General features: G+C 71.1%; 22 protein-coding genes and 1 pseudogene. 11 read left to right on the top strand and 12 right to left on the bottom strand.

Annotated features, from left to right (window positions below; all coding sequences use genetic code 11):
* Nucleotides 1-195: 195 nt before the first annotated feature.
* Entirely contained in the window at nucleotides 196-1,404 is a 1,209-nt protein-coding gene (locus ACZ7L5_RS34550) for an ROK family protein (protein WP_471521881.1), read from the bottom strand.
* A gap of 24 nt (nucleotides 1,405-1,428) precedes the next feature.
* The gene (gene xylB, locus ACZ7L5_RS34555) at nucleotides 1,429-2,874 is read right to left on the bottom strand and encodes a xylulokinase (RefSeq protein ID WP_471521883.1); all 1,446 of its coding nucleotides are present in this window, start codon (nucleotides 2,872-2,874) and stop codon (nucleotides 1,429-1,431) included.
* A 192-nt stretch (nucleotides 2,875-3,066) separates the two neighbouring features.
* On the opposite strand from xylB, the gene xylA reads away from it, so the two are divergent.
* Complete coding sequence (gene xylA, locus ACZ7L5_RS34560) at nucleotides 3,067-4,233, top strand: xylose isomerase (RefSeq protein ID WP_471521885.1); 1,167 nt, start codon at nucleotides 3,067-3,069, stop codon at nucleotides 4,231-4,233.
* A gap of 395 nt (nucleotides 4,234-4,628) precedes the next feature.
* Nucleotides 4,629-4,928 carry a hypothetical protein gene (locus ACZ7L5_RS34565; RefSeq protein WP_471521887.1) on the top strand — a complete coding sequence of 100 codons (300 nt, stop codon included), beginning with the start codon at nucleotides 4,629-4,631 and terminating at the stop codon, nucleotides 4,926-4,928.
* A gap of 42 nt (nucleotides 4,929-4,970) precedes the next feature.
* Here the strand turns inward: ACZ7L5_RS34565 and ACZ7L5_RS34570 are convergent, their stop codons facing one another.
* From ACZ7L5_RS34570 to ACZ7L5_RS34580, 3 genes are all read right to left on the bottom strand, one after another.
* The gene (locus ACZ7L5_RS34570) at nucleotides 4,971-6,335 is read right to left on the bottom strand and encodes an esterase-like activity of phytase family protein (protein ID WP_471521889.1); all 1,365 of its coding nucleotides are present in this window, start codon (nucleotides 6,333-6,335) and stop codon (nucleotides 4,971-4,973) included.
* A gap of 178 nt (nucleotides 6,336-6,513) precedes the next feature.
* The gene (locus ACZ7L5_RS34575; protein ID WP_471521891.1) at nucleotides 6,514-7,812 is read right to left on the bottom strand and encodes an SWIM zinc finger family protein; all 1,299 of its coding nucleotides are present in this window, start codon (nucleotides 7,810-7,812) and stop codon (nucleotides 6,514-6,516) included.
* Nucleotides 7,809-10,676 carry an SNF2-related protein gene (locus ACZ7L5_RS34580; RefSeq protein WP_471521893.1) on the bottom strand — a complete coding sequence of 956 codons (2,868 nt, stop codon included), beginning with the start codon at nucleotides 10,674-10,676 and terminating at the stop codon, nucleotides 7,809-7,811. The genes ACZ7L5_RS34575 and ACZ7L5_RS34580 overlap by 4 nt, the downstream gene beginning before the upstream one ends.
* 384 nt (nucleotides 10,677-11,060) lie before the next feature.
* Here ACZ7L5_RS34580 and ACZ7L5_RS34585 point away from each other — a divergent pair, with 384 nt between their 5' ends.
* Entirely contained in the window at nucleotides 11,061-11,243 is a 183-nt protein-coding gene (locus tag ACZ7L5_RS34585; RefSeq protein WP_031114931.1) for a hypothetical protein, read from the top strand.
* On the opposite strand, the gene ACZ7L5_RS34590 is transcribed toward ACZ7L5_RS34585, so the two are convergent.
* The 3 genes from ACZ7L5_RS34590 to ACZ7L5_RS34600 all read right to left on the bottom strand — a co-directional run bounded on the left by ACZ7L5_RS34590 (nucleotide 11,244) and on the right by ACZ7L5_RS34600 (nucleotide 14,203).
* Nucleotides 11,244-12,641, bottom strand: coding sequence for a tannase/feruloyl esterase family alpha/beta hydrolase (locus tag ACZ7L5_RS34590; protein ID WP_471521895.1), 1,398 nt, complete (start codon nucleotides 12,639-12,641; stop codon nucleotides 11,244-11,246).
* 224 nt (nucleotides 12,642-12,865) lie between these two features.
* The gene (locus ACZ7L5_RS34595) at nucleotides 12,866-13,771 is read right to left on the bottom strand and encodes a hypothetical protein (RefSeq protein ID WP_471521897.1); all 906 of its coding nucleotides are present in this window, start codon (nucleotides 13,769-13,771) and stop codon (nucleotides 12,866-12,868) included.
* 135 nt (nucleotides 13,772-13,906) lie between these two features.
* Complete coding sequence (locus ACZ7L5_RS34600) at nucleotides 13,907-14,203, bottom strand: hypothetical protein (protein WP_467478521.1); 297 nt, start codon at nucleotides 14,201-14,203, stop codon at nucleotides 13,907-13,909.
* Between the two features lie 90 nt (nucleotides 14,204-14,293).
* Here ACZ7L5_RS34600 and ACZ7L5_RS34605 point away from each other — a divergent pair.
* A pseudogene (locus ACZ7L5_RS34605) lies at nucleotides 14,294-14,395 on the top strand (oxygenase MpaB family protein); the annotation flags it as partial.
* Nucleotides 14,396-14,418: 23 nt separating this feature from the next.
* Here the strand turns inward: ACZ7L5_RS34605 and ACZ7L5_RS34610 are convergent.
* Nucleotides 14,419-15,018, bottom strand: coding sequence for a class I SAM-dependent methyltransferase (locus ACZ7L5_RS34610; protein ID WP_471521899.1), 600 nt, complete (start codon nucleotides 15,016-15,018; stop codon nucleotides 14,419-14,421).
* 152 nt (nucleotides 15,019-15,170) lie between these two features.
* Here ACZ7L5_RS34610 and ACZ7L5_RS34615 point away from each other — a divergent pair, with 152 nt between their 5' ends.
* From ACZ7L5_RS34615 to ACZ7L5_RS34635, 5 genes are all read left to right on the top strand, one after another.
* Complete coding sequence (locus ACZ7L5_RS34615; protein WP_362379072.1) at nucleotides 15,171-15,944, top strand: MHYT domain-containing protein; 774 nt, start codon at nucleotides 15,171-15,173, stop codon at nucleotides 15,942-15,944.
* Nucleotides 15,945-16,009: 65 nt separating this feature from the next.
* Nucleotides 16,010-18,532: a sensor histidine kinase gene (locus ACZ7L5_RS34620; RefSeq protein ID WP_471521901.1), complete on the top strand. Its 2,523-nt coding sequence runs from the start codon at nucleotides 16,010-16,012 to the stop codon at nucleotides 18,530-18,532.
* Nucleotides 18,529-18,966 carry a roadblock/LC7 domain-containing protein gene (locus tag ACZ7L5_RS34625; protein ID WP_471521903.1) on the top strand — a complete coding sequence of 146 codons (438 nt, stop codon included), beginning with the start codon at nucleotides 18,529-18,531 and terminating at the stop codon, nucleotides 18,964-18,966. Before ACZ7L5_RS34620 ends, ACZ7L5_RS34625 begins: the two co-directional genes overlap by 4 nt.
* Nucleotides 18,967-18,988: 22 nt before the next feature.
* Nucleotides 18,989-19,402, top strand: a complete 414-nt coding sequence (locus ACZ7L5_RS34630) for a DUF742 domain-containing protein (protein WP_328883208.1) — start codon at nucleotides 18,989-18,991, stop codon at nucleotides 19,400-19,402.
* A gap of 123 nt (nucleotides 19,403-19,525) precedes the next feature.
* The gene (locus ACZ7L5_RS34635) at nucleotides 19,526-20,131 is read left to right on the top strand and encodes a GTP-binding protein (RefSeq protein WP_328883209.1); all 606 of its coding nucleotides are present in this window, start codon (nucleotides 19,526-19,528) and stop codon (nucleotides 20,129-20,131) included.
* Between the two features lie 87 nt (nucleotides 20,132-20,218).
* Here ACZ7L5_RS34635 and ACZ7L5_RS34640 read toward each other — a convergent pair whose 3' ends face one another.
* Entirely contained in the window at nucleotides 20,219-20,647 is a 429-nt protein-coding gene (locus ACZ7L5_RS34640) for a PPOX class F420-dependent oxidoreductase (protein WP_471521906.1), read from the bottom strand.
* Nucleotides 20,648-20,743: 96 nt separating this feature from the next.
* On the opposite strand from ACZ7L5_RS34640, the gene ACZ7L5_RS34645 reads away from it, so the two are divergent.
* Nucleotides 20,744-21,157, top strand: a complete 414-nt coding sequence (locus ACZ7L5_RS34645) for a roadblock/LC7 domain-containing protein (RefSeq protein ID WP_471521908.1) — start codon at nucleotides 20,744-20,746, stop codon at nucleotides 21,155-21,157.
* A gap of 126 nt (nucleotides 21,158-21,283) precedes the next feature.
* A complete protein-coding gene (locus ACZ7L5_RS34650; protein ID WP_471521910.1) occupies nucleotides 21,284-22,198 on the top strand; it encodes a DUF6397 family protein in 915 nt (304 codons plus the stop codon).
* Here the strand turns inward: ACZ7L5_RS34650 and ACZ7L5_RS34655 are convergent.
* Nucleotides 22,185-23,054 (bottom strand): acyl-CoA thioesterase, encoded by an 870-nt coding sequence (locus tag ACZ7L5_RS34655; RefSeq protein WP_362379081.1) that lies wholly within the window; start codon nucleotides 23,052-23,054, stop codon nucleotides 22,185-22,187. The two genes, ACZ7L5_RS34650 and ACZ7L5_RS34655, sit on opposite strands and share 14 nt — an antisense overlap.
* Nucleotides 23,055-23,073: 19 nt before the next feature.
* Nucleotides 23,074-25,587: a DEAD/DEAH box helicase gene (locus ACZ7L5_RS34660; RefSeq protein ID WP_328883214.1), complete on the bottom strand. Its 2,514-nt coding sequence runs from the start codon at nucleotides 25,585-25,587 to the stop codon at nucleotides 23,074-23,076.
* Between the last annotated feature and the right edge of the window lie 59 nt (nucleotides 25,588-25,646).

Raw genomic sequence — 25,646 nt, forward strand, 5'->3', positions numbered from 1 at the left:
GAGTGAACACAGCCTGGAACCCGGTCCGTTGTCGAAGCAGGAATCGGGTCTGGTGTGGAATCGGGAATACGGCCTGGTGTGGAAGCAGGAATCGGACCTGGTGCGGAATCTGGAATCGGGCCCGTCATGGAGTCGCAGCAGGCATGCTGCTGCCGGTATACCCGGCCTGGTTACGTGTCCAGCTCCGTCGCGGGTTCAGGCCCGCTCCGCCACCCCCGCCGGATCGTCCAGCACGGCCCGCACCACGGAGTGCGCTGCCCCCAGCAACGGCCCCTCGGGGCCCAGCCGCGACACGGAGACCGGACAGGCCGGCCCCGCGGTGCGCCGGTCCAGCTCGGCTTCCAGTGAAGGCAGCAGCCAGGGCGCCAGTCCGGCCAGCGCGCCGCCCAGCACCACGCTCTCCGGGTCCAGCAGATTGACCGCGCCCGTCAGGGCGATGCCGAGCGCCGTTCCCGCGTCGTGCAAGGCGCGCCGTACGTCCTCGTCGCCTTCGGCGGCACGGTCGGCGAGCAGGCCGACGCGGTCCTGGCCCGGCTCCAGTCCGGCCGCGCGCAGCACCGCCTCCTCACCCGCGTACTGCTCCAGGCACCCCCGCCCCCCGCACGGACACGCGGGTCCGTCCGGCTGGACCGGCACATGCCCCAACTCGCCCGCGAAACCGTGCGTTCCACGCAGCAGCCCGCCGTCCACCACGACCGCCGCACCGATACCGATTTCCGCCGACACGTGCACGAAGTCGCGCGCAGTACCGTCGCCCAGCCAGAGCTCGGCGAGCGCGCCGAAGTTGGCCTCGTTGCCCACGCTCAGCGGGAAGTCCACGGGCAGCAGACCGCCGAGGTCCGCGTCCCGCCAGTCGAGGTTCGGAGCACGGACGACCGTGCGCGCGTCCCGCGCCACCAGACCCGGCACAGCGATTGCCAGCCCGGCGGGCCACAGCCCCTCGTGCTCGGCCTCGGCGACGACTTGGCTCACCAACTCGCCGAGTTCCTCGATCACCGGTGCGGGCGCCCGGCCTCGATTCGCGCCGTGCCGCACTGCCCGGGCCCGCACCACGCCGCGCAGATCCACCGCGCAGACGGCGAGATGGTCAACGCCGACCTCCGCCCCGATTCCGGCGGGACCGTGCCCGCTGACCGCCAGCGCCGAGCCGGGGCGACCAACCCGGCCGGGCCGCTCGGGACCGAGTTCCTCCAGCAGTCCCGAGCGGATCAGCTCGTCGACGAGGGTCGACACCGCCGCGCGCGTCAGCCCGATCCGGGAGGCGACGGCGGCACGCGAGAGCGGACCGTCGGCGCTTACGGTGTGCATCACCCGGGCGAGGTTGCGGCGGCGCATGCCCTGCTGGGTGTTCGGCAGCGCGCGCCCGGCTCCGGTCGGGTGGGCCTCGTGCAGCGGTGCGGTCATGCCTCCGTCAATCCTCGTCAGTCCTCAGTGAGCCTCGGGGCTCCGCTCCAGCAGCGGGGCCGCGTCGGAGAGTACCCCGCTGATCCTGGCCAGCGTCTCGTCGTCCCGCTCCACGGCGTCCAGCACCGGCCCGCGCGTGGTGTTCCAACGCCGGGCGACCGCGGCCGGATCCTCGCCGGTCAGCAGGCCGGCCGCCTGGGCCGCGGCGCCGAGCGCGACCAGTTCCCTGGCCTCGGGGACCTGCACCGGGCGCCCCGACAGCCGTCGTACGGTCTGCTGCCAGGCCGTACCCCGTGCGCCGCCGCCGATCAGCAGCAGCGGCGCGGAGCGGTCCGCGTCCTCGTCCAGAACCAGGTCCAGGGCACCGAGCAGCGCGTGGACGGCGCCGTCGTAGGCGGCCTGCAGGAGCTGGCCGGCGGTGGTGTCGTGACGGAGGCCGTGCAGCAGGCCGGAGGCGTTCGGCAGGTTCGGGGTGCGTTCGCCGTCCAGGTAGGGCAGGAGTGTGAGGCCGGTGGTGGGTTCCACGGCCTCGCGGTCGAGGCCCAGCAGGGTGGCGAGACGGTCGACGGCGAGCGTGCAGTTCAGGGTGCAGGCCAGCGGCAGCCAGTCGCCGTGCGCGTCCGCGAAGCCCGCCACGGTGCCGGACGGGTCGACGGGGCGCCGCCTCGACACGGCGTACACCGTGCCAGAGGTGCCGAGGCTCAGTACGGGCATGCCGGGCCGCAGGCCGAGGCCGAGTGCCGCGGCGGCGTTGTCACCGGTGCCGGGTGCGACCAGGGTGCCCTTGGAGAACGGCAGCTCATGGCTGTCGCGCACGGTGCCCGCGATCTCCCCGGGCCGGACCACGCGGGGCAACATCGCCGGGTCGAGCCCCACGCGCGCGAGGATCTCCTCGTCGTACGACTCCGTCCCCGACGCCCACCAGCCCGTACCGGAGGCGTCGCCGCGGTCGGTGGTGCCCTGCCCCGTGAGGCGTTCGGTGAGGTAGTCGTGGGGGAGACGCACGGCCTTGGTGGCCCGGACGGACTCCGGCTCGTTCTCCGCAAGCCAGGCCCACTTGGTCACCGTGAACGAGGCCGCCGGAACGGAGCCCGTGCGCTCGGCCCAGAACTTCGCGCCGCCCAGTTCCTCGGTCAGCCGACGGGCCTGCGGCGCCGAGCGCACGTCGTTCCACAGCAGAGCCGGACGCACCGGCTGGTCACGGTCGTCCAGCGTGACCAGGCCGTGCTGCTGCCCGCCGATCGAGACCGCCGCGGCCTCGTGCGCGGCGTCGCCGCACTGGCGCAGCGCCTCGCACAGAGCGTCCCACCACTGGCGTGGGTCGCTCTCGCGGCCGGCCCCCGAGGACACCGTGTGCGGTGCCTGGCCGCTCGCGACGACCTGCCCCGTCGACGTGTCGACGACCAGCGCCTTGGTGGACTGGGTGGACGTGTCCACGCCGACGACGAGCGGACCCTCGGCTGCTGACATCGGGCTCTCCCTTTTCCGCGGCTCTGCGGGAACCGACCTGCTGTTTCGAGGGTGCCCGGAGCGTCACGACCCGGACCTCACCCCTTCGGGGACATCTTGTCCCTTCCCAGGGACGCGTCGGCATACTAATTTGTAAACTGCCATGACGAAATAGTCGTAGCAAGCAGACGTCAGCAAGCGAGGAGCCGCGGCATGAGCTACCAGCCCACCCCCGAGGACAGGTTCACCTTCGGCCTGTGGACCGTCGGCTGGCAGGGACGGGACCCCTTCGGCGAGGCCACCCGCAGGGCCCTCGACCCGGTCGAGACGGTGCAGCGCCTGGCCGAGCTCGGCGCCCACGGCGTCACCTTCCACGACGACGACCTGATCCCCTTCGGGTCCTCGGACACCGAGCGCGAGGCGCACATCAAGCGCTTCCGCGAGGCCCTCGACGCCACCGGGATGAAGGTGCCGATGGCCACCACCAACCTCTTCACCCACCCCGTCTTCAAGGACGGCGCATTCACCGCCAACGACCGCGACGTGCGTCGATACGCCCTGCGCAAGACGATCCGCAACATCGACCTGGCGGCCGAACTGGGCGCCAGGACCTACGTCGCCTGGGGCGGGCGCGAGGGCGCCGAGTCCGGCGCCACTAAGGACGTACGCGTGGCTCTCGACCGCATGAAGGAGGCTTTCGACCTCCTCGGCGAGTACGTCATCTCCCAGGGCTACGACCTCAAGTTCGCCATCGAACCCAAGCCGAACGAGCCGCGCGGCGACATCCTGCTCCCGACCGTCGGCCACGCGCTGGCGTTCATCGAGCGCCTGGAGCGGCCGGAGCTGTACGGCGTCAACCCCGAGGTCGGGCACGAGCAGATGGCCGGCCTCAACTTCCCGCACGGCATCGCGCAGGCACTGTGGGCGGGCAAGCTCTTCCACATCGACCTCAACGGCCAGTCCGGCATCAAGTACGACCAGGACCTGCGCTTCGGCGCGGGCGACCTGCGTGCCGCCTTCTGGCTGGTCGACCTCCTGGAGAGCGCCGGTTACAGCGGACCCCGTCACTTCGACTTCAAGCCGCCGCGGACGGAGGACCTCGACGGAGTGTGGGCGTCGGCCGCGGGCTGTATGCGCAACTACCTCGTCCTCAAGGAGCGTTCGGCCGCCTTCCGTGCCGACCCGGAGGTCCAGGAAGCCCTGCGTGCCGCACGCCTGGACGAGCTGGCGCAGCCGACGGCGGCGGACGGCCTGAAGTCGCTGCTGGCGGACCGCACAGCGTTCGAGGACTTCGACGTCGAGGCGGCCGCCGCGCGCGGGATGGCCTTCGAGCGCCTCGACCAGCTGGCGATGGATCACCTGCTGGGAGCACGCGGCTGAGGCCACGCGCGCGTGCCCGACCGCGTGTGACCCGCCTGCCCGGAGGCCAGTCACACGCGGTCGGGCAGTGGGTGCCGGCCATTGGTGCCGGTAACCGACCGGACTCCGCGCGGAATGTTCCGGAACCATGCGCTCCAGGGCATGGGCCCGTATCAACTCCCGAGAAGGGCTCGCGTCCTGGCCGGGACGAGGCGAGGCTTGTCGGTATGGCCATGCCGCCCGTACCGCCTCAGCCGCCGGGACCGCCGGGTGACACGCCGCCTCCGGGCGGTGGCTTCGGACCGCCTCCTGGAGGCTACGGTCCCCCTCCGGGAGACAGCGGCCCACCCACGTACGGTGGTTGGCCGCCCCCGGAATCACCCGACGGAGGCGGCGGACCAAGGCGGCGTACTCCGTTGTTCATCCTGCTCGCCGCGATCGTGGTCGTCGGAGCAGTCGTGGCCGTGGTGCTGATGGCCTCAGGCAACGACGACTCGCCCGACGAGAAGACGCCCGCCGAGAGCACGAGCAGCTCGCCCAGGCCGTCCTTCAGCATCCCGACCGAGCTTCCCAGCAAGCTGCCGAGCGAGCTGCCGACATCACTGCCGTCGGGGTTCCCGTCCGAACTGCCATCGGGGTTCCCCACCGAGCTGCCGAGCGGCTTTCCGAGTGACCTCGAATCGCTGCTCCCGTCGCTTCCGGACGAACTGCCCTAGGGCGCCGCTCGCGTCTCCGGCGGGGCGAACTGCCCCAGGCCGTCAGATGCCGCGCGGCAGTCGCACGTAGATCACCGACGTCTCGATACCGCTGTCGACGAGCCTGCCCTGGGCGTCGAACGCTCCCTCGCCGTCCGTCATCCCGAAGTCGTTGTCGTTGATGAGGGCCAGCGTGTCGCGGTCCACGCGCGCGATGCCCTCGATCTTCCCGGGCACACCCTTGACCGTGCCCAGGTCGACGACCAGCCGCTTGGACAGCACCGGCACACCCGAGCCCGCCGGGTCGTCGAGCTGTTCCAGCGCCGGTGACGTCGTGTCGTCGTCCCAGGGACCGCCGAGGATGTTCGCCGCACGGTCCAGACGCACGAGGTGCAGCCGCGCGGCCTTGTCGGTGCGTTCCTCGACCAGCAGCCGGTTGCCGCCGACGGCCACGACCGAGGAGATCTTCAGCTCGGACGTGTCGTCCTCGCCCGGGTCCACCACGTTCACCGGGTCGAAGCGGTACGCGTACTCCGCGGTGACCGCCTTCTTCTTCGGCGAGAAGCGCAGCAGGCGCGTGGTGCGAGAAGCCTCCCCGGCATCCGTGTCCGGCAGCGACAGCGGGCTCTGCGCGGCCATCACCAGGTCGCCGCCGGGCAGTTGAGCGAGCCCTTCGAAGCCACGGTTGATCTTCCGGTGCAGCAGGACGGAGGGCAGCGCCTCCACGACCGGATAGCCCGCGCCAGTGAGGCGGAGCCCCTCGGGCACGTAGCGCGTGAGGACCTTCCCGCGCGCGGAGACGTGCACCAGGGAGGGCCCGTACTCGTCGACGAGCCAGAAGCTCCCGTCAGCGGCGCGCACGATGCCTTCGGTGTCCAGCCCGTTCGGATTGAACGCCAGAGGAGTCCGCGCGTCATAGGTGTACGGCGCCTCGTCGCGGCCCTCCTGGTTCGACAGCCCGGTGACGGGCTTCCCGGACGTCGTCGTGATCGGGATCGCGTCCAGCACCCGCACGGTGCCTCCGGTCACCCGGATCTTCACGATTGCCGGATCGAAGCCGGGCACTGGGAACGTCCGCCGCTTCGTGCCGTCCACCTTGATCTGGCCGTTGGGGCCGCGGTCGGTGACGGTCCAGAACTCGCCCTTGCGACCCGCCGGGTAGATGTCGCTGCCGATGCCGCCCAGGTCCACACCCCGGTCGTTGCCCACGCTGCCGGGCAGCAACGTGTTGCTGAACGCGCCGAGCGGGATGTCGCCGAGCGTCGCCGTGTGCACGACGTGTGCGGCGCGGCCCTTGCTTGCGATGCCGCCCTCGTTCCCCGCGCCGGCGGCGGGACCGGTGGCCGCGAGCGCCGCGAGCACGGCGAGGGGTACGCCCCCGGCGACGATACGTGGGGCGTGGCGCCGGCCGGTGGCGTGCGGGGACATCGGGCCTCCTGAAGACCAAGTTGTTTGACAGCGGCCAGATTTGGAGCTCAGTCGGAACGCGGTTCGTCCGAGGGATGAACACGGGGCGACGGCCACTCGTCGAGCCGAGGTCGCTCTCAGCCGAGCCGAGACGGCGCTCAGTCCAGGAGGGGTGCTCATCGGAGCCGCCCGGCATGACCTACGACCGTGCCGCCTCCTCGGTCCCCGCCTGCGCCGCGGCCAGAGCCGTTGCCGGATCCTGTGCAGGGCTTCCTGCGGGCACCCAGCGGCTCCCTTCCTTGCGGAACGGCCACCACCGTCCGTCCTGCCCCAGGCGCAGCTGACGCGGCGCGCCGACGACCGTCCAGCGGTTGCCCTTCGCTCGCAGCGACGGCCGTTCGTCCTCGTCCCAGGCGGAGTCCAGGGCGGCACGCGCGCGTGCGAGCGTTTCGCCCTCGACGGTCCACTCCTCGTCGAGCACGGACAGCGCGACGACCCCTCCGAGGTGCCAGGCGCGTACGGCCGTCGCCAGCCCTTCCCGGCCGCGTCCCGATCCGTCTGCCAGCCGCTCCGCCACGTCGGCGAGAGGGGCGCCCGCGGCGAGGCGCACCGCGTCCTGGTCGAGCGACAACTCCGCTTCCACGACCTGCTGCCGGGGACCCGGCCCCAGCGCTTCCGCGAGCATGCGGTGCGCTTCGGCGGCGGTCCGGGCAGCCAGGAACTCCAACGCAGCCGGATCGACGCCGGGCGCGGGAGGCGTCTCGGTGTCCAAGGACGGCGGAACTCCCGGCTCGGCGGGCAACTCGGGCAGCGCAGGCAGCGGCGGCAGGATGTCGCCGGTCGCATACGCCTCAGCGGCATCCACGCCCTCCGCATCGGAAGAGGCGGACGACTCGGACGCCTCGGACGACGGGGTCGCGGGGGCGGCGCTGCGGGCCTGCAGGTCGTCCAGGAGGTCGCGCTCGCCCCGTCCGCGCATCAGAAGCAGGACGAAGGGGTCCTGGTCCAACAGCCGTGCCACCTGGTAGCAGAGGGCCGCCGTGTGCCCGCAGTGGTCCCAGGCGCCGCAACCGCACTCGGGCTCCAGATCACCCATGCCCGGCAGCAGTTCGATGCCCCTGGCGGCCGCGTCCTCCACCAGGTGCGGTGGCATGTCGCGGTCCAGCAACGCGGCGACATGCCCGGCCCGCTCGACGGCCATGTCCAGAAATCGGTCCCACTGTTCTGTGGACAGCTCCTCCAGCAGCACGTCGGCCCGGTGAGCCGTACGGTCGCGACCCTGCACAATCGCCGTGAGGCGGCCGGGGCGCACCGACACCGCGCCGACCGCTCCCGCGCGTGCGAGCCTGCGGCCGGCTTTGAGCTGCCCCGAGTCCAGTGCCGACTCCTCCAGCGCCTGCAGCCAGGCCTGTCCCCACCATGTCTGTGCGAACCCCCGCCCGTGCGCGGGCGGCAGCGCGGCGAACGTGCGCTCCATGTCACCGTCGTGTCGATTCATCGGGCGCCCCCTCGCAGTTCCACCAGATCGGCCAGCTCCGCGTCCGTCAGCTCGGTGAGCGCCGCCTCGCCCGCGCCGAGCACCGCGTCTGCCAGTTTCCGCTTGCGGCTCAGCATCTCGGCGATACGGTCCTCGATGGTTCCCTCGGCGATCAGCCGGTGCACCTGCACGGGCCGGGTCTGGCCGATGCGGTACGCGCGATCGGTGGCCTGCGCCTCGACCGCGGGGTTCCACCAGCGGTCGTAGTGCACGACATGCTCGGCGCGCGTGAGGTTCAGGCCGGTTCCCGCGGCCTTCAAGGACAGCAGGAAGACGGGCACTTCACCGTCCTGGAAGCGCCGAACCAAGGCTTCACGTTCGGCCACCGGGGTTCCGCCGTGCAGGAACTGCGAGGGCATGCCACGAGCCGCCAGATGCTGTTCGATGAGGCGTCCCATGCGCACGTACTGCGTGAAGACCAGGACGCTCGCCCCCTCGGAGATGATGGTGTCGAGCAACTCGTCCAGCAGCTCCAGCTTCCCCGAGCGCCCGGCGATCCTCGGCCGCTCCTCTTTGAGGAACTGCGCCGGGTGGTTGCAGATCTGCTTCAGGCCCGTCAGGAGCTTCACGATCAGGCCGCGCCGCGCCATGCTGTCGGCGCCGGAGATCTCCGCGAGCGTCTCGCGGACCACCGCCTCGTACAGACCTGCCTGCTCCGTGGTGAGGAACACGGCGCGATCGGTCTCCGTCTTCGGCGGGAGCTCGGGCGCGATCCCCGGATCCGACTTGCGTCGGCGCAGCAGGAACGGGCGTACCAGCCGGGCGAGTCGCTCCGCGGCAGCCGGATCCTGGCCGCCCTCGACGGCCTGGGCGTACCGCGTGCGGAAGGTGCCGAGGCGGCCCAGCAGGCCGGGCGTCGTCCAGTCGAGGATCGCCCACAGTTCCGACAGGTTGTTCTCCACGGGCGTGCCGGTGAGCGCCACGCGCGCGCGTGCGCCGATCGAGCGCAGCTCCCGCGCGGTCGCCGAGTACGGGTTCTTCACGTGCTGGGCCTCGTCCGCCACGACCATGCCCCAGGGCACCTCGGCGAGCCGACGCGCGTCCAGCCGCATCGTGCCGTACGTGGTGAGCACGAACTCCCCGTCCGTCAGGGCAGCCAGGTCACGCCGTGACCCGTGGAAGCGGCGCACGCGCGTGCCGGGCGCGAACTTCTCGATCTCGCGCTGCCAGTTGCCCATCAGGGAGGTCGGACACACGACCAGCGTCGGGCCGGCGGACGAGGTGTCGGACTGCCGGTGCAGATGCAGCGCGATGAGAGTGATCGTCTTGCCGAGGCCCATGTCGTCGGCCAGACAGCAGCCCAGGCCGAGGGATGTCATCCGGGCCAGCCAGCTCAGGCCGCGCCGCTGGTAGTCGCGCAGTGTGGCCGCGAGCGCGGCAGGCTGGGCCACCGGGTCCTGCCCCTCCGGGTCCGCGAGGCGCTCGCGCAGCGCCGCCAGCCAGCCCGTGGGGCGGACCTCCACCTGGCGGCCGTCCACCTCGGTGGAGCCCGTCAGCGCGGCGCCGAGCGCGTCGATGGGCGTCACCTTGTGATCCTGCTGCGCGCGGGCGCGGCGCACCTCCTGGGGATCGACGAGGACCCACTGGTCGCGCAGCCGCACCACGGGGCGGTTCGCCTCCGCCAGACGGTCCAGCTCCTCGCGCGTGAGCCGCTGGTCGCCCAGGGCGAACCACCAGTTGAAGGCGAGCAGCGCGTCGGCGGCCAGGAACGACGGGGTGTCCGAGGACACTCTGCCCGGCACGGACTCCTCGTCCGGCGGGCCGATCACCGCGCGGGTGGTGAGGTTGCGGGTGAGCTCCTTGGGCCAGTGCACATCGACGCCGGCTCCGGCGAGGGCCCGAGCACCCTCTTGAAGGAGGTCGGTCACCTCGTCGTCGGCCAGTTCCACGGCGTCCGGCACGGCCGCCGACAGCAGCGGCGCAAGCGGCGCCCAGGCGCGAGCCGCGCGGCGCAGTGCCAGCAGGGCGTCAAGCCGCGCGCGTGGGCCGAAGGTGCCGGGCGCCGCCCACACGGCGGCGGCGTCCGAGACCAGCGCGGGATCACTCACGCTGTGCAACTGCAGAACAGCCCGGAACGACAGCGTCCCGTCATCCTGCGTCGCCGCGCCGAGGCCGGGCACCTCGAGCCGCAGGGAGAGCCGTACGCCCGCGTCGTGGCCCGCGGCGACATCGGCTGCCCATGCGCGCTGTTCGGGCAGGCGCTGCGGCTCCTGGGCCGCGTAGGAGGGACCGCCTGTGACGAGCCTCGCGGCGGGGGAGCGGGGGAGTGCGTCGGCGACCGCGTCCAGGAAGGCCCGCAGCAGCCGCTCCGGATCCGGCAGCGTCAGCGGGTCCACGTCGCCCAGTGGCACGGCGTGCGCCTCGGGTGGTATCGCGGCGGCGAGGGCGCGAACACGTTCGACGTCCTCGGGTCGCAGGGGACCGGCTCGCCAGGCATCGTGATCGTCCGCCGAGAGGCCGGGCAGGAGCAGGCCGCGTGCGACGAGTTGCAGGGCGAGCACAGCCGCCGTGCCCCAGAAGACGCCTGCTCGGTGAGCCTGATCGGACGCGCGCGTACGCGCGAGCACAGGCAGGGCGGCGCGCACCGGCAGCAGGACGGCCGGTACGCTCACCAGCTCGACACCGTCCTCGCCGGGTAGGGCGACGGTCAGGTCCTCGACGGCCAGTTCCTCGGCGGATCCGGCTGCGGCGAGCGGAACGGTGCCCCCGTCGGCCCGCCAGAATGCGACCCGGCCGGTGCGGGCCGGGTCACCGGGCACGAACACGGCACAGCACCCGGCCAGGTCGGAGATCTCGAACGGTGTTGCCTCGGGAAGCCTCGGCACAGCTCTGCAGCACTCCTCAAACTTGACTACCCAGGATTGAGGGGCCGAGGCTACAGCACTCGGCAGCCCATCCGAAATGCCGGATCTGTGACCTGTGTCACTCTTCGGTCGGCGTGGGTATCTCACTTGTGCGGAATCCGGTGAGTCGATCGGCCTCGGACGGCGGACACTGGGCGTCAGGCGTCAGGCGTCAGGCGTCAGGCGTCACGGGCGGCGGGCGTCGGGCGTCGGGTGCCGGACATCGGACTTCGGTCGGCACCAGATCTCCGGGACCAGTAGGGGCCGCACCTCAGGGTCGTCTCAGGGTCGCGGTTCGGAACCGCTGGAAGCGCGGGCCCGTTTTCAGGACAGAGAGCGGCAGTGGCCGCGAAGGAGGCGACGCACATGTCGAAGAACGCGAAGATCGCCGCGGGTGGTGTGGCGGCCGGTCTCATCCTGTTGATCTGGCTGCCCTGGTGGGCCGCGCTCCTGATAATCCTGGGAGTCCCGGCCGCCGCGTACCTCACGCTCGACCCGTCACAGCGGCGCAGGCTGCGCCGCGCCACGCGCAAGGAGCTCGGTCGCTGATCATCGCCCGGCCGTCGGTACGGCCGGGGTGGACAGCGCGCACGAATTGAGCACATCGCCGCTCGCGGGCCTGCCGACGGTACGGTCCGCGGGCGGTCGGGTGCCCCGCTCCACCCACGCGACCAGCGTGTCGAAGGCCGACCGGTAGCAGGGCAGGATCGGCCGGAGCCGGTCCGGATAGGTGTCGTACAGCCCGTCGACATGCGTGCCGCCCGCGATCGTGAAGTACCGGTGCAGTGGGCCTCGCCCGCTCGCGTCGACCATGCGTGCGTAGACGTCCGAGTCGGCTGCTTTCGGCAGCAGCGCGTCCAGATCGCCGTGCAGCGAGATCAGTGGTCTTGCGATGCGCCCGGTCAGAGCGACGCGGGCCACGGCGCGACCGACGGACGCCGGACGCGACGCGTAGTCGTACGTGGCATCGGAGGCGCACGGTGCCAGGATCTGCTCCGGCGTGGTCCCGGCGGAGGGGCCGGGACAACCGGGGTCGTACGCCGGGTCGAACTCGGCGCGGTAGATCTTCTGCGTGACGCCCCAGTAGGCCTGCTCGTGATAGGGCCACAGAAATTCGGAGCCGCGCGCGAAGCCGACCGCGTACAGGTCCTCGTCCCGTGCGGAGCCGAGTATGCGTGCCACCGCGGTGGGCAGGGAGGTGAGCAGGTTGGGGCCGCCCGCGGCCCACAGGGCGCCCTCCCAGTCCACGCCGCCGTCGTACAACTCGGGATGGTTCTCCAGCTGCCAGCGGGTGAGGTAGCCACCGTTGGAGATGCCGGTCATGTATGTACGACGGGGAGCCTGCCCGTAGCGCTGGGCCACCGCCTTGCGGGCAGCCCGGGTGAGCTGAGTGGTGCGCGCGTTCCACTCGGCGACCGCATCTCCCGGTCGCTTGCCGTCGCGGTAGAAGTCGGAGCCGTTGTTGCCCTTGTCGGTCGCAGCGTAGGCGTAGCCCAGCGCGAGCACCTGATCGGAAATCGCTGTGTCCGTCGCGTACTGCCTACGGGTGCCGGGGGCGCCGGTGACGACCAGCCCGCCGTTCCAGCGGTCCGGCAGCCGGATCACGAACTGCGCGTCGTGACGCCATCCGTGTGTGGCGTTGAAGCGGGAGGAGTCCGGGAAGTAGCCGTCGATCTGAATACCGGGCACCCCCGTCGGGGCCCGGGTGCCCCGTGCCGTGAGCCCGGCCTGGTCGGCCATGTCGGTGTACGGCGTGCCGGCGAGTCCCGACGTGGTCAGGGCCGGGAGGCAGGCGCTCTGTTGGTAGGCCGCGCCGGGCACCCGTACGCGTTCCTGACGTGCGCAGTGCTGCTCGCCGACTGCCGTGGCCGCTACGGGAGTCGGCCAGCTGAGGGCGCCGGCGAGCAGCGTGGCGGTGAGGAACGGAAGACCTCGGGACAGGCGCATGACGGCCTCCTGGCAGAAGGGACGGGCACATGAGGGAGCGAAGCCGTGAAGGCTGCCTCATGGTGCGGTCCTGCTGCCGCGCCAGCCATGGGTTGGGGCCACATGTGACGCTGCCACCGAATGGGGTCACCAGACACCGGCAGTTCCGTCCGGGCGCACTGCCGCGCCGCTCGGTGCGCAGGTCAGGAGGGTGCCGGGGGAGCTCAGGAGGGTGCCGGGAGGGCTCAGGAGGGGCGTACCGCCATCTTGTCGAGCGCTTCCAGAAGCCCGGGCAACTCTGCCCCGCGACCCACCGGCAGGACCTCGCCGGGCTCGTCGTCGAGGAGTACGAAGGCGATGTCGTCGGTCCTGGCGACCAGCGACCAACCGGGACCGTCCGCGCGCAGGGTCCGTGCGTCGCCCGAGGCGAAGGAGGACCGGACGCGACCGAGGGGCGGCGGGGACTCCACGTACGCGCGTGCCTCGGCGAGGACCCGCCGGATACCGCTGTGGCCGCCCTGCTTCTCGGCCGTCCCGGCCGTCTCGGCCTGTTCAGCGTTCTCGGCGTTCTCGGCCTCTGGTCCCTGGTCCTCGGCGTCGTTCGTGTCCTTGGCGGCGTCGTCGCCCGGCGTCGCGAAGTCGGCGTCGTCGATCTGCTCGCGCCATACCGCCCACTGCAGGGCGATCTCGTCGGCGCCCAGGCGCCGCTGGGCCGGCCCCCACACACTCGTGTCCGGCGGCGTGAGTGGCGGACCGTCCGCGATGTCGGGCTCGGGATCGTGCGGCGCGGGCACATTCGGGGCGGCGACGGCCACTGCGAGGGGCCAGCCGGGCAGCGCGGCCACGACCGTACGTTCGTCGGGCGACAGGTCGTACTCCATGCCGCAGTCCCAGGACGCGATGGCGACCGCGACCAAGGAGACGTCGTCGATGACGACCGTCCACCGGGCGCCGTCGCCGTCCTGGCCGATGACCAGGCCGTATCCGTCGGCGAGCGGCGCGAGACCGAGCGCCGCGCAGGCCTCCGGGTAGTCGTCGCCCAGCACGCTCGGGAACTTCGCCGGCGTCAGCAGCACCGCCGTGAGCACGTACAGCGCATCGTCCAGCGCATCGTCCGCGGCGGCGACGGCCTCCTCGTCCGTCTCTGCCATCCCAGCCTCCCCATCGGTTCGTCCATCGGCGCGCACCCTAGTGCGACCGGAAGCCGCTTGTCACGACTCCCAGGCGCACCCGGAGCTGCAGTTTTCCGACCGGTCGGGGCGAATCGACCGAGATCGTCCGCGACGTCAGGCCGCCGGGAGCCCGAGGAGGGTCCGGGCGACAGTCTGCGGCGACTCGTCGCGTTCCCGTGCCAGCGCGATGACGGCCCGGCACGCCAGTTCACTCACCCCGAACGACAGCGCTTCCGGAGACACCCAGCCGGCGGCCTCGTCGATCTGCTCCTGGTCGTCCTCCGCACGGGCCGACACATACACGGCGGCGGCCTCGAACAGATTGTGTGCGCGCCTGTCCTTGCCGGTGTCCGCCTCCGTGCGAAATGAGCGGAGAACTCTCGCACCCGACTCGCGCACCCTGCTCCACATGTTGACCGCCTTCCCCCTGCGTGACTGATCGTTCATCTTCCAATACTTAACGTAGAGTTGGAGCCTCCGCGACAGAAGGGGGACAGCGCGGTGAAGCGCTTCGAGCGGCTCGAACAGATCCGGCGGATGGACCCGTTCGGCGATGCCTCGGAGATCTACCGGCTCAGCTCGGTGTACGAATTACCCTGGGACGGGATTGCCTCGCGGCCGGGACCTCAGGGCTCTCGTACGGCGAGTGCCAGGAAACGGTCGTCCTCGTCGACGTACGACGTCATGCGCCACCCCGAACCCGCCAGCAATGGCCGGAGGTTGGGCTCGGCCCGCAGGTCGTCCGGGGTGATCTGTCTGCCCTGGCGTGCCGCCAGCGCCGCCCTGCCGATCGGGTGGAACAGGGCGAGGGTGCCACCGGCGCGCACCACACGTGCCAACTCCCGCAAGTTCTGCGCCGGATCAGGCAGGTGCGCGATGAGGCCGGCCGCGAACACGGCGTCTAGTGACTCCGACCGCAGCGGCAGCGCGGCCACGTCGGCAAGCAGCAACTGCCCGTCCGCGCCGCGTCCGGCCCGTACGGCGGCCTCCAGCATGGCCGGGGTCAGATCAGCCCCGAGGACCACCCCCGAGGGCCCCACAGCGGCATGCAGCGGCGGCAGGGCCCGCCCGGTGCCGCAGCCGGCGTCGAGCACGCGATCCCCCTCGCGCAGTCCGAGCGCGGCGGCCGCAGCCGCGTAGGCGGGCCCGTCGTCGGGGAACCGACTGTCCCAGCCGGCGGCGCGGGCCCCGAAGAACTCCTGCACATGTGTGTGGTCGTCGCTCATGCTCCGCATGATCCCTCACCGGCACGGATGACACCGCTGTGCACACGTTCGAGCGCGACGCGATCGTTCCGCTGCATCTCCGTGTCATATTCCAACAGCTTTCGAAATGCGCCCCCCTCGCGCGCCCCTGCCCCGGCTAGCGTCCCTGGGCCATGGGACACCTGGACCACGCCGCCCTCGGCTGGCTGACCCCCGTTCTGTCTTATGCGATGGCGTGCATAGGCGCCGCGCTGGGACTTCGCTGCACCGTCCGCGCCCTCGGCGCCACCGGCAAGTCGCGCCGCAACTGGCTCATCACCGCCGCGTCGGCGATCGGCACCGGCATCTGGACCATGCACTTCGTGGCCATGCTGGGCTTCAGCGTCAGCGGCACCGACATCCGCTACGACGTGCCGCTCACCATCGTGAGCCTCCTCGTCGCCATGGCCGTCGTCTGCGCAGGCGTCTTCGCGGTCGGATACAGCCGTGACCGGACCCGCGCGCTGTTCCTCGGTGGGCTCACCACCGGGCTCGGCGTCGCGAGCATGCACTACCTGGGCATGGCCGCCGTACGACTCCACGGCGAGGTGACCTACGACCCCGTCCTCGTCGGAGTGTCCGTCCTGATCGCAGTCGTCGCGGCGACGGCGGCCCTGTGGGCGGCGCTCAACATTAAGTCGCCCGTCGCCGTCACCATCGCCTCCCTGATCATGGGCGCGGCGGTCAGCAGCATGCACTACACCGGGATGTTCGCGGTCGGCGTGGACGTCACGCCCGCCGGTGACGTCCTGCCCGGGGCCACGGCGATGCAGTTCATCTTCCCCCTCGCAGTCGGCCTCGGGTCCTACCTCTTCCTGACCTCCGCCTTCGTCGCGCTGTCGCCCACCACGGGGGAGCGCGCGGCATCCGCGTCGGCCCAGGGAGCGGTCGAGCGCGTCGCGGGCTAGCGGCGGGCCCGGACCGGGGACGGCCCGGGAACACCCGCCCCGAACCACTTCCGAGCGAGGAGGCCATGCGTACACCCCGTAGGACCACCGCAGCCGGCGCCGGGACGCCGTCATCGCCCCCCGCGCGCGGTCGCCGCGCCCATGCCGGACCGCCGGCCGACGAAGGCCCGGACGAGAGCCTGGGCGTGGCGCCCGACGACATACCCACGCGTGCGGAGCGCTGGCGCATCCGTCCGCGCACCGTCCGAGCCAAGATCGTCTGCCTGCTGATGGTGCCGGTCGTCTCGCTTCTGGCCCTGTGGGCCCACGCCACCGTCACGACTGCCCAGGACGTCTCCAGGCTGCGCCAGTTGCAGCGCGTCGACTCCGGCGTCAGGGCGCCCACCGCAACTGCCGTCGCTGCCCTGCAGGCGGAACGCGAGGCCGCCGTGCGCTACGCGACCGACCCGTCGGCCGGACAGAGCGACGACTTCAAGAAGCTCGCGCAGGACACCGACAAGGCGGTGGCGCGGCTGCGGCTCGGCGACCGGAACACGGTCGCCGACGGCGAGGAACTCCCGGCCGGCGTGGCCCGGCGACTTGAGGGCTTCGTCAGCGGCGCCGAGCAGCTGAGCACCGTACGCGGTGCCGTCCTGGACGGCAGCGCCGGCTGGGACGAGGCGTACGGGCGGTACACGACGACCATCGCGAGCGCGTTCTCGGTGGGCGGCGCGCTCACCGGCATCCAGGACGCCGAGCTCGGCTCCGACGCGCGCGTACTGCTCGAATTCGCCCGCGCGGGCGAGGCGTTGGCGCAGGAGGACGTGGTGTTGGACAGCGCACGTCTCGCCGGGCGCCTCGACGGCGAGCGGCTGCGGCTGTTCACCGGCGCCGTCGACACCCGCCGTACCCTCATCGAGGCGGCCGTCGCCGATCTGCGCGGCCCGGAGGGCGCGGCCTGGCAGAGCCTCGCAGACGGAAGCGCCTACGCGGCCGTGGCCGCGGTCGAAAACAGGGTCCTGGCCACCGCACCGGGCGCGCGGGCGATCGACGCGGCCGGAGAAGTCACCTGGGGTCAGGCACACGCACGCGTGCAGGACGCGATGCGGACGATCGAGCAGGACGCCGGGCGCGGCGTCGCAGATCGCGCCGACCCGTTCACCCGCGGTCTGCTGACCCCGGCCGGCGCCGCTGTGCTCTTCGGTCTCGCTGCCGTGGCCGCCTCACTCGTGATCTCCGTCCGTATCGGTCGCGGCCTCGTCGTCGAACTGGTGAGTCTGCGCAACAGCGCCCTGGAGATCGCCCGGCGCAAACTCCCCGAGGCCATGCGGAAGCTGCGCGCCGGGGAGGAGATCGACATTCGGGCCGAGGCGCCGCCCGGACCGCCCGCCGAGGACGAGACCGGTCAGGTCGGCGAGGCTCTGAGCACTGTCCACCGAGCCGCGCTCCGCGCCGCCGTCGAGCGCGCCGAACTCGCCAGCGGCATCTCCGGCGTCTTCGTCAACCTCGCCCGCCGCAGCCAGGTCCTCGTGCACCGTCAACTGAGCCTGCTGGACAGCATGGAGCGGCGCTCCGACGACCCGAACGAACTCAGCGACCTCTTCCGGCTGGACCACCTCACCACCCGCATGCGACGCCACGCCGAGAGCTTGATCATCCTCTCCGGGGCGGCACCCGGGCGGGCCTGGCGGATGCCGGTCTCCCTGACGAACGTGGTCCGCGCTGCCGTCTCCGAAGTCGAGGACTACGCGCGCGTGGAGGTACGACAGCTCCCCGAGGCGTCCGTCATCGGCACTGCCGTCGCCGACCTCACCCACCTGCTGGCGGAGATCGTCGAGAACGCCGCCCAGTTCTCGCCTCCCCACACGCGTGTGCGCATCACCGGCGAGCCCGTCGGCAACGGCTATGCCGTCGAGGTCGAGGACCGAGGCCTCGGCATGGGCAAGGAGACCCTCGCCGAGGCCAACCGGCGCATCGAACAGTCCGAGGCGCTCGACCTGTTCGACAGCGATCGGCTCGGCCTCTTCGTGGTCAGCCGACTCGCGTCCCGGCATGCCATCAAGGTGCACCTGCGCACCTCGCCCTACGGCGGCACCACCGCGGTCGTCCTGCTGCCCACGGCCCTGCTGCACAACGCCACGGCGGAACGTTCCCCCGAGAGGCCGGCGGGCACCGATCGGCACGCCGAACACGAGTACGCGCGTGTGCCCGCCGCCGAGCCGCACCAGGAGGCCGTCCACGCGGTCGCCGACCGGCCCGCGCTGGTGGCTCCCGCACCGGCGGCGGCGCAGCCCCACACCGACACTCCACCTCCGGGAGTCACCACCTTGCGACTGCACCGACCCCCGGACGACTCCGCAGCCTCCGACGACCTCCCGCGCCGCGTACGGCAGGCGAACCTCGCCCCCCAACTGCGCGAGGGACGCCCCGACGAGGCGGCAGGGACGACCGCCTCCGACGACGACGGCCGTCGCACACCCGAACTCGTCCGGGACCGCATGGCGGCCTACCGCGACGGCTGGGTGCGCGGCGGCGGCAGACGGCCCGGTCGCGGCGCCACGCCCGATTCCAGAGCCCGCAGCGACAGCAGCGAAGGAGACCCCGCATGATGCAGGATCCGAGCATGAGGGCCGCCCAGCAGTCCGGTGAACTCGACTGGCTGCTGGACGACTTGGTACTGCGCGTGAGGGAGGTACGGCACGCCGTCGTGCTGTCCAACGACGGGCTCGCCGTGGGCGCATCCAGCGACCTCCGCCGTGAGGACGCCGAGCACCTCGCCGCGGTCGCCTCCGGCTTCCACAGCCTGGCCAAGGGCGCCGGCAGGCACTTCGGTGCCGGCGGCGTGCGGCAGACCATGGTGGAGATGGACGACGCCTTCCTGTTCGTGGCCGCGGCCGGCGACGGCTCCTGTCTCGCCGTCCTCACCGCCGTGACCGCTGACATCGGACTGGTGGCGTACGAGATGGCACGACTCGTCAAGCGCGTAGGCGAGCACCTCCACACGCCGACACGCGCCGCCGCGCGACCGCCCGCGGCGGGATGAGCCGGAAGGGCGGTCCGCGCACATGACCGAGGACACGACGGGCACCCCGCGAGAGCAGGGCAGCCAGTGGTACGACGGCGAGGCCGGGCCCCTTGTCCGTCCGTACGCCATGACGGGCGGGCGCACCAGACCCGGCCCCACGGGCGTGCGCTTCGATCTGATCGCCCTTGTCACCCTGGACGCCGCCGCGCCCGCTGCCGACGACGACACCGCGCTCGGGCCGGAACACCGGGCTCTCATCGAACTCTGCCGACCGGAGACCCAGTCGGTCGCCGAACTCGCCGCAGGCGCCGATCTGCCCGTAGGGGTCGTCAGGGTGCTCCTGGGGGACCTCTTGGAACTCGGCTGCGTCACCGTCAGCCGTCCGGTACCTCCGGCGCAGCTTCCTGACGAACGGATTCTGCGCGAGGTCATCGAAGGATTGCGGGCGCTGTAGATGACATTTCGGAACCAGGCGGCAAGAAGCGGTCCAACCCCACGAAGGGCAGCAGCAGTTGTCATGATGCTGACTTCGCACAGTGACCTCGACCGATACCGGCACTCCCGAGAGAAGTGAACGATGGTCTCCGAGCACTCCGACGCCACCGACGGTGAGACCGCCGCGCTCGCGTTGAAGATACTTGTCGCCGGCGGATTCGGCGTGGGCAAGACCACCCTGGTGGGCGCGGTCAGCGAGATCAGGCCGCTGCGCACCGAGGAACTGCTCAGTGAAGCCGGGCAGTGGGTGGACGACACCGATGGCGTGGACCACAAGGTCACCACGACGGTCGCCATGGACTTCGGGCGCATCACCATCCGGTCCGGCCTGTCCCTCTACCTCTTCGGCACCCCCGGTCAGGACCGCTTCTGGTTCCTGTGGGACGAACTGTCACAGGGGGCCCTCGGCGCCGTGGTCCTCGCCGACACCCGGCGCCTGGAGGACTGCTTCCCCGCAGTGGACTACTTCGAGCACCGGCACATCCCGTTCGTCGTGGCCGTCAACTGCTTCGCGGGCGCCCGCAGCTACGGCGCACAAGACGTCTCACGCGCTCTCGACCTGGACCGGGGAACGCCCGTGGTGCTCTGCGACGCCCGCGACCGCGATTCGGGGAAGGAGGTGCTGATCCGGCTCGTCGAGTACGCCGGGCGGATGCACACCGCCCGGCTGCTCGACTCGGTGGGCTGACCGGCTCCGAGGGTCCGGCCGGCTTCGTTAGCCGACTGGCGCCTCAGCCGCTGCCGGCCCCTGTTTCGAGCGGCGTTCGCTCCGCTGCTATTCGGCGACGTTCTTCTCCGCCAGGACCTTGTCGATCGTGACGCGGACGAGGAGTTCACCCGGGACGCCGTTGCGGGCCCCGAACTCCTCCGCGCGCTCCTCGCCCATGTAGCGCGCCCCGATACGAGTTGCCCAGTGCCTCAGCTCGTCGAGATCCTCCGAGATGCGGGCGCGGCCCTGCAGCACCACGAAGTCGTACGGCGGCCGGTCGTCGTCCACGCACAGCGCCAGCCGGCCGTCGCGGACCAGATTGCGTCCCTTCACGCTCGACTTGCCGGTGTTGAACACCAGCTCCTCCCCGTCGAGCACGAACCAGATCGGCGTCACATGCGGGCTCCCGTCGGCTCGCACGGTCGACAGCTTTCCGGTGCGTGTGCCCTGCGAGACGAACGCCCGCCATTCCTCATCGGTCATCTTCTTCGCCATGCCCCCATCCTCCTTGCCCGAGGGCCGGATCGTCGGGAAGGGTGGCGAAGAGTTCCTCCGGCGCAGGGGGAGACATCTACACGGGGAGACCGGATCATGGCGCAGAACCAGGGACTTGGCTGGCTCCTGGACGACCTGACTGAGCGCGTCGACCATGTGCGGCACGCGTTGGTGCTGTCCAACGACGGTCTGGTGACGGGCGCGAGCACGGGACTGCGACGCGAGGACGCCGAGCACCTCGCCGCAGTCTCGTCCGGGCTGCACAGCCTGGCCAAGGGTTCCGGACGGCACTTCGGCGCGGGCAAGGTTCGCCAGACGATGGTCGAGTTCGACGACGCCGTGCTGTTCGTGACGGCGGCGGGTACCGGCAGTTGCCTGTGCGTGCTCAGCGGCGCGGAGGTCGACATCGGCCAGATCGCCTACGAGATGACCCTGCTCGTCAACCGGGTCGGTGAGCACCTCGACGTGGACGCCCGACAGCCCGAGCGTGCACCTCTGCCAGACCTCTGACCTGCTGATTCATCGTCCCCCGCGGAGTTATCCACAGGCTCGCCACGAGATCCGGCCGAGCGGCTACGGTTTTGTCACGGCGAACGCACAGAGCGTGAGCCACCGACTCCACGGGGGAGATCGACCATGTCAGGCGACACCATCACGAAACCCCACCTCCTGTCCTGCACGCCGAGCCGCGCGGCCCGGGAACTGGGGGTGAAACGAGGCGAGCTGGACCTCGCCATGCATCTCGGCCTCATCCGGACCCTGCCCGACGAGGGAGGCGGGGGCCGGCGTGTCCCGCGGTCCGAGATCGACCGGGTGAGTTCGGGACGGGGTTTCCCGGAGTCCTTGGTGGACCGCGTGCGGGTGGTGGGCACGACCGAGGGCGCGGACCTCGTCGACGTGTCCCCCGGAAGGTTCACACGCCTCGCACGGCTGGGCCTCGTTGTGCCGGTGAAGTGGTACCTCAACCGCTATCGAGCCGTGGTCTGGCTGTATCTGGCCGAGGAGCTCAAGCAGTTCGCCGCCGACGAGAAGAACGGCCCGCTGCTGAACGACCGGCGTATGCCCGAAGGACTGCGCGGCATGCTGGATGCGGGGGTGGATCTGCGGCCGCGCAACTGGCGGGGCCGCCATCGTGGATTCCTGCTGCGACTGGCCGAGCACCCGTGGGAGAGCGCCGGCGCGCTGGCCGCCTTCCTCGAACCCGTCCAGATCGCCGAGCTCGTCCCCGACCCCTATGAGCGCTCCCACGTCAACCGCTTCCGCCCCGGCCCACCGGCGTCCGGCACACCGGGTTCACCCTCCGCGCTCATCGCCGAGCGGCTCATGACGGCGGACGACCCGGACGAGATCAGTCTGCTGCGGGCCGAACTGACGGCGGTTCTGAAGGAAGCGCGAGAGAGGCGGCCTGCGCCGCGTCCGACAGCGAAACGGGCCCCGGCTCCGGCGCACCACGCACGGCACCTCGGTGCGTCCCAGCCCGTGGAGCCGGAACCCCCTCGCGGCCTGCTGAGCTGGCTCCGGCGCAAGAGTCCGCGGGCTACAACGCCCTGAACAGTCCCTCCTGGACGACGGACACCAGCAGGCGGCCCTCGACGTCGTAGATCCGCCCACGCGCGAGGCCCCGCCCGCCGGTAGCGATCGGCGACTCCTGGTCGTACAGGAACCACTCGTCCGCGCGGAACGGCCGGTGGAACCACATCGCGTGATCCAGCGACGCGATGTCGAAGCTCCGGGGTCCCCACAGCGGTTCCACCGGGATCCGGACGGCATCCAGGAGCGTCATGTCGCTGGCGTAGGTCAGCGCGCAGGTGTGCACGACCGGGTCGTCGCCGAGTGGCCCGACCGCGCGCATCCACACGGCACTTCGCGGCTCGGCGCCTTTGACGTCCTCGTCGGTCCAGCGCAGCCGGTCCACGTAGCGGATGTCGAAGGGCTGACGGCGCGCCATCCGCTCCAACTGTTCGGGCAGCGTGCCCAGATGTTCCCGGATCTCCTCGGTGACCGTCGGCAGCGAATCCGGGTCCGGGACCTTGCGCGCCGGCGGCAGCTGATGCTCGAAACTCCCCTGCTCAGGCTTGTGAAAGGAGGCGGTGAGATTGAAGATCGTGCGGCCCTGCTGCACGGCGGTGACCCGGCGGGTCGTGAACGACCTGCCGTCCCGCACCCGTTCGACCTGGTACACGATGGGCACGCCCGGCCGCCCCGGGCGCAGGAAGTACGCGTGCAGCGAGTGCACCGGACGGTCCCCGTCCGTGGTGCGCGCCGCAGCGATCAGCGCCTGGCCCGCCACCTGGCCGCCGAAGACCCGCTGCAGGGACTCCTGCGGGCTGCGGCCGCGGAAGATGTTGACCTCGATCTGCTCCAGGTCGAGCAGGTCGACGAGCCTCTCGGCCGGGTTCGTCGTCATGAGTGGGATTCTCCTGTGCTCACAGCTGGCCTACGTCGGTGACGCGGACCACGGCGCGACCCTCCGCGTCGGAGGCAGTGAGGTCGATCTCCGCGCTGATGCCCCAGTCATGATCGCCGTTCGGGTCGTCGAAGATCTGGCGGACCCGCCACAGACGGTTCGCCGGTTCCTCCTCGATCACCAGCAGCTTGGGGCCGCGAGCGTCGGGGCCGGTGCCGAGGTCTTCGTACTCGTCCCAGTACTTGTCCATCGCCTCGCCCCAGGCATCCGCGTCCCAGCCGGCATCGGCGTCCATCTCGCCCAGCTCCTCGACGTTGTCGAGGGCGGCGAGCTCCACGCGGCGGAACATCGCGTTGCGGACGAGGACGCGGAAGGCGCGGGCGTTGGTGGTGACCGGCTTGACCTCGTCGGCCTTCTCCTGGGCCTCCTCGGCGGTCATCTCCTCCGGGTTGGCCAGCTGCTCCCACTCGTCGAGCAGGCTGGAGTCGACCTGGCGCACCATCTCGCCGAGCCACTCGATCAGGTCCTGCAGATCCTCGGACTTGAGGTCGTCGGGGATGTTGTGGTCGAGGGTCTTGAAGGCGCTTGCGAGGTAGCGCAGCACGATGCCCTCGGTGCGGGCCAGCTCGTAGAAGGACACCAGCTCCGTGAAGGACATGGCCCGTTCGTACATGTCCCGGATGACGGACTTCGGCGACAGCGGGTGGTCGCCGACCCAGGGGTGGCTCTTGCGGTACGTGTCGTACGCGTGGAAGAGCAGCTCCTCCAAGGGCTTCGGGTACGTGATGTCCTGGAGGCGCTCCATGCGCTCCTCGTACTCGATGCCGTCCGCCTTCATCGCGGCGACGGCCTCGCCCTTCGCCTTGTTCAGCTGGGCGACCAGGATCTGCCGCGGGTCGTCCAGGGTGGACTCGACGACGGACACCATGTCCAGGGCGTAGGAGGGCGATTCCGGGTCCAGCAGCTCGAACGCGGCCAGCGCGAAGGTGGACAGCGGCTGGTTGAGCGCGAAGTCCTGCTGGAGGTCGACCGTGAGGCGGACGATGCGTCCCGTGGCGTCCGGCTCGTCGAGCTTCTCGACGATGCCGCCGTCCAGCAGCGAACGGTAGATCGCGATCGCGCGCCGGATGTGCCGCAGCTGCTGCTTGCGCGGCTCGTGGTTGTCCTCCAACAGGTGCCGCATCGCCTCGAAGGCGTTGCCGGGTCGGGCGATCACCGACAGGAGCATGGTGTGCGTGACCCGGAAGCGGGACGTCAGCGGCTCCGGTTCGGAGCTGATGAGCTTCTCGAAGGTGTTCTCCGTCCAGCCGACGAAGCCCTCGGGCGCCTTCTTGCGGACGACCTTGCGGCGCTTCTTCGGGTCGTCGCCGGCCTTCGCGAGCGCCTTCTCGTTCTCGATGACGTGCTCGGGACCCTGGGCGACGACGAAGCCCGCCGTGTCGAAGCCGGCGCGCCCGGCGCGGCCCGCGATCTGGTGGAACTCCCGGTTGCGCAGGGTACGGACACGGCTACCGTCGTACTTGGTCAGAGCGGTGAACAGCACCGTGCGGATGGGGACGTTGACGCCCACACCGAGCGTGTCCGTGCCACAGATGACCTTCAGCAGACCGGCCTGCGCGAGCTTCTCCACCAGTCGCCGGTACTTCGGCAGCATCCCGGCGTGATGGACACCGATGCCGTGCCGGACGTAACGGGAGAGGTTGCGGCCGAACTTGGTGGTGAAGCGGAAATTGCCGATCAGCGCGGCGATCTGGTCCTTCTCCTCGCGCGAGCACATGTTGATGCTCATCAGCGCCTGCGCCCGTTCCACGGCCTGAGCCTGGGTGAAGTGCACGATGTAGACCGGCGCCTGCCTGGTCTCCAGCAGCTCGGTCAGGGTCTCGGTGAGCGGAGTGAGCTTGTACTCGTAGGACAGCGGCACCGGACGGGTCGCCGAGCGGACCACCGAGGTCGGGCGCCCGGTGCGCCGGGTGAGGTCCTCCTCGAACATCGAGACGTCGCCGAGCGTCGCCGACATCAGGATGAACTGCGCCTGCGGGAGCTCCAGGATCGGGATCTGCCAGGCCCAGCCGCGGTCCCCCTCCGCATAGAAGTGGAACTCGTCCATGACGACCTGGCCGACGTCCGCCTGCTTGCCGTCGCGCAGGGCGATCGACGCGAGCACCTCTGCGGTGCAGCAGATGACGGGAGCGTCGGCGTTGACGGACGCGTCACCGGTCAGCATGCCGACGTTCTCGGTGCCGAAGATCTTGCACAGTTCGAAGAACTTCTCCGAGACCAGGGCCTTGATCGGAGCGGTGTAGAAGGTGACCTCGTCCCGGGCCAGCGCGGCGAAGTGGGCGCCTGCGGCGATCATGCTCTTGCCGGAGCCGGTGGGCGTCGACACGATCACGTTCGCGCCGGAGACCACCTCGATCAGCGCCTCCTCCTGGTGGGGGTACAGAGTCAGACCCCGCTCCTGGGCCCACGACTCGAAGGCTTCGTAGAGGGCGTCGGGGTCGGCGGTCGGCGGCAGCTGATCGATGAGGGTCACCCACCCATCTTGCCTGCCGTCCTGGCCCAGAGGGGAATCGGCTGCGGGCGCGAAGATCG

The sequence above is a fragment of the Streptomyces sp. NPDC107528 genome, from assembly GCF_055639295.1.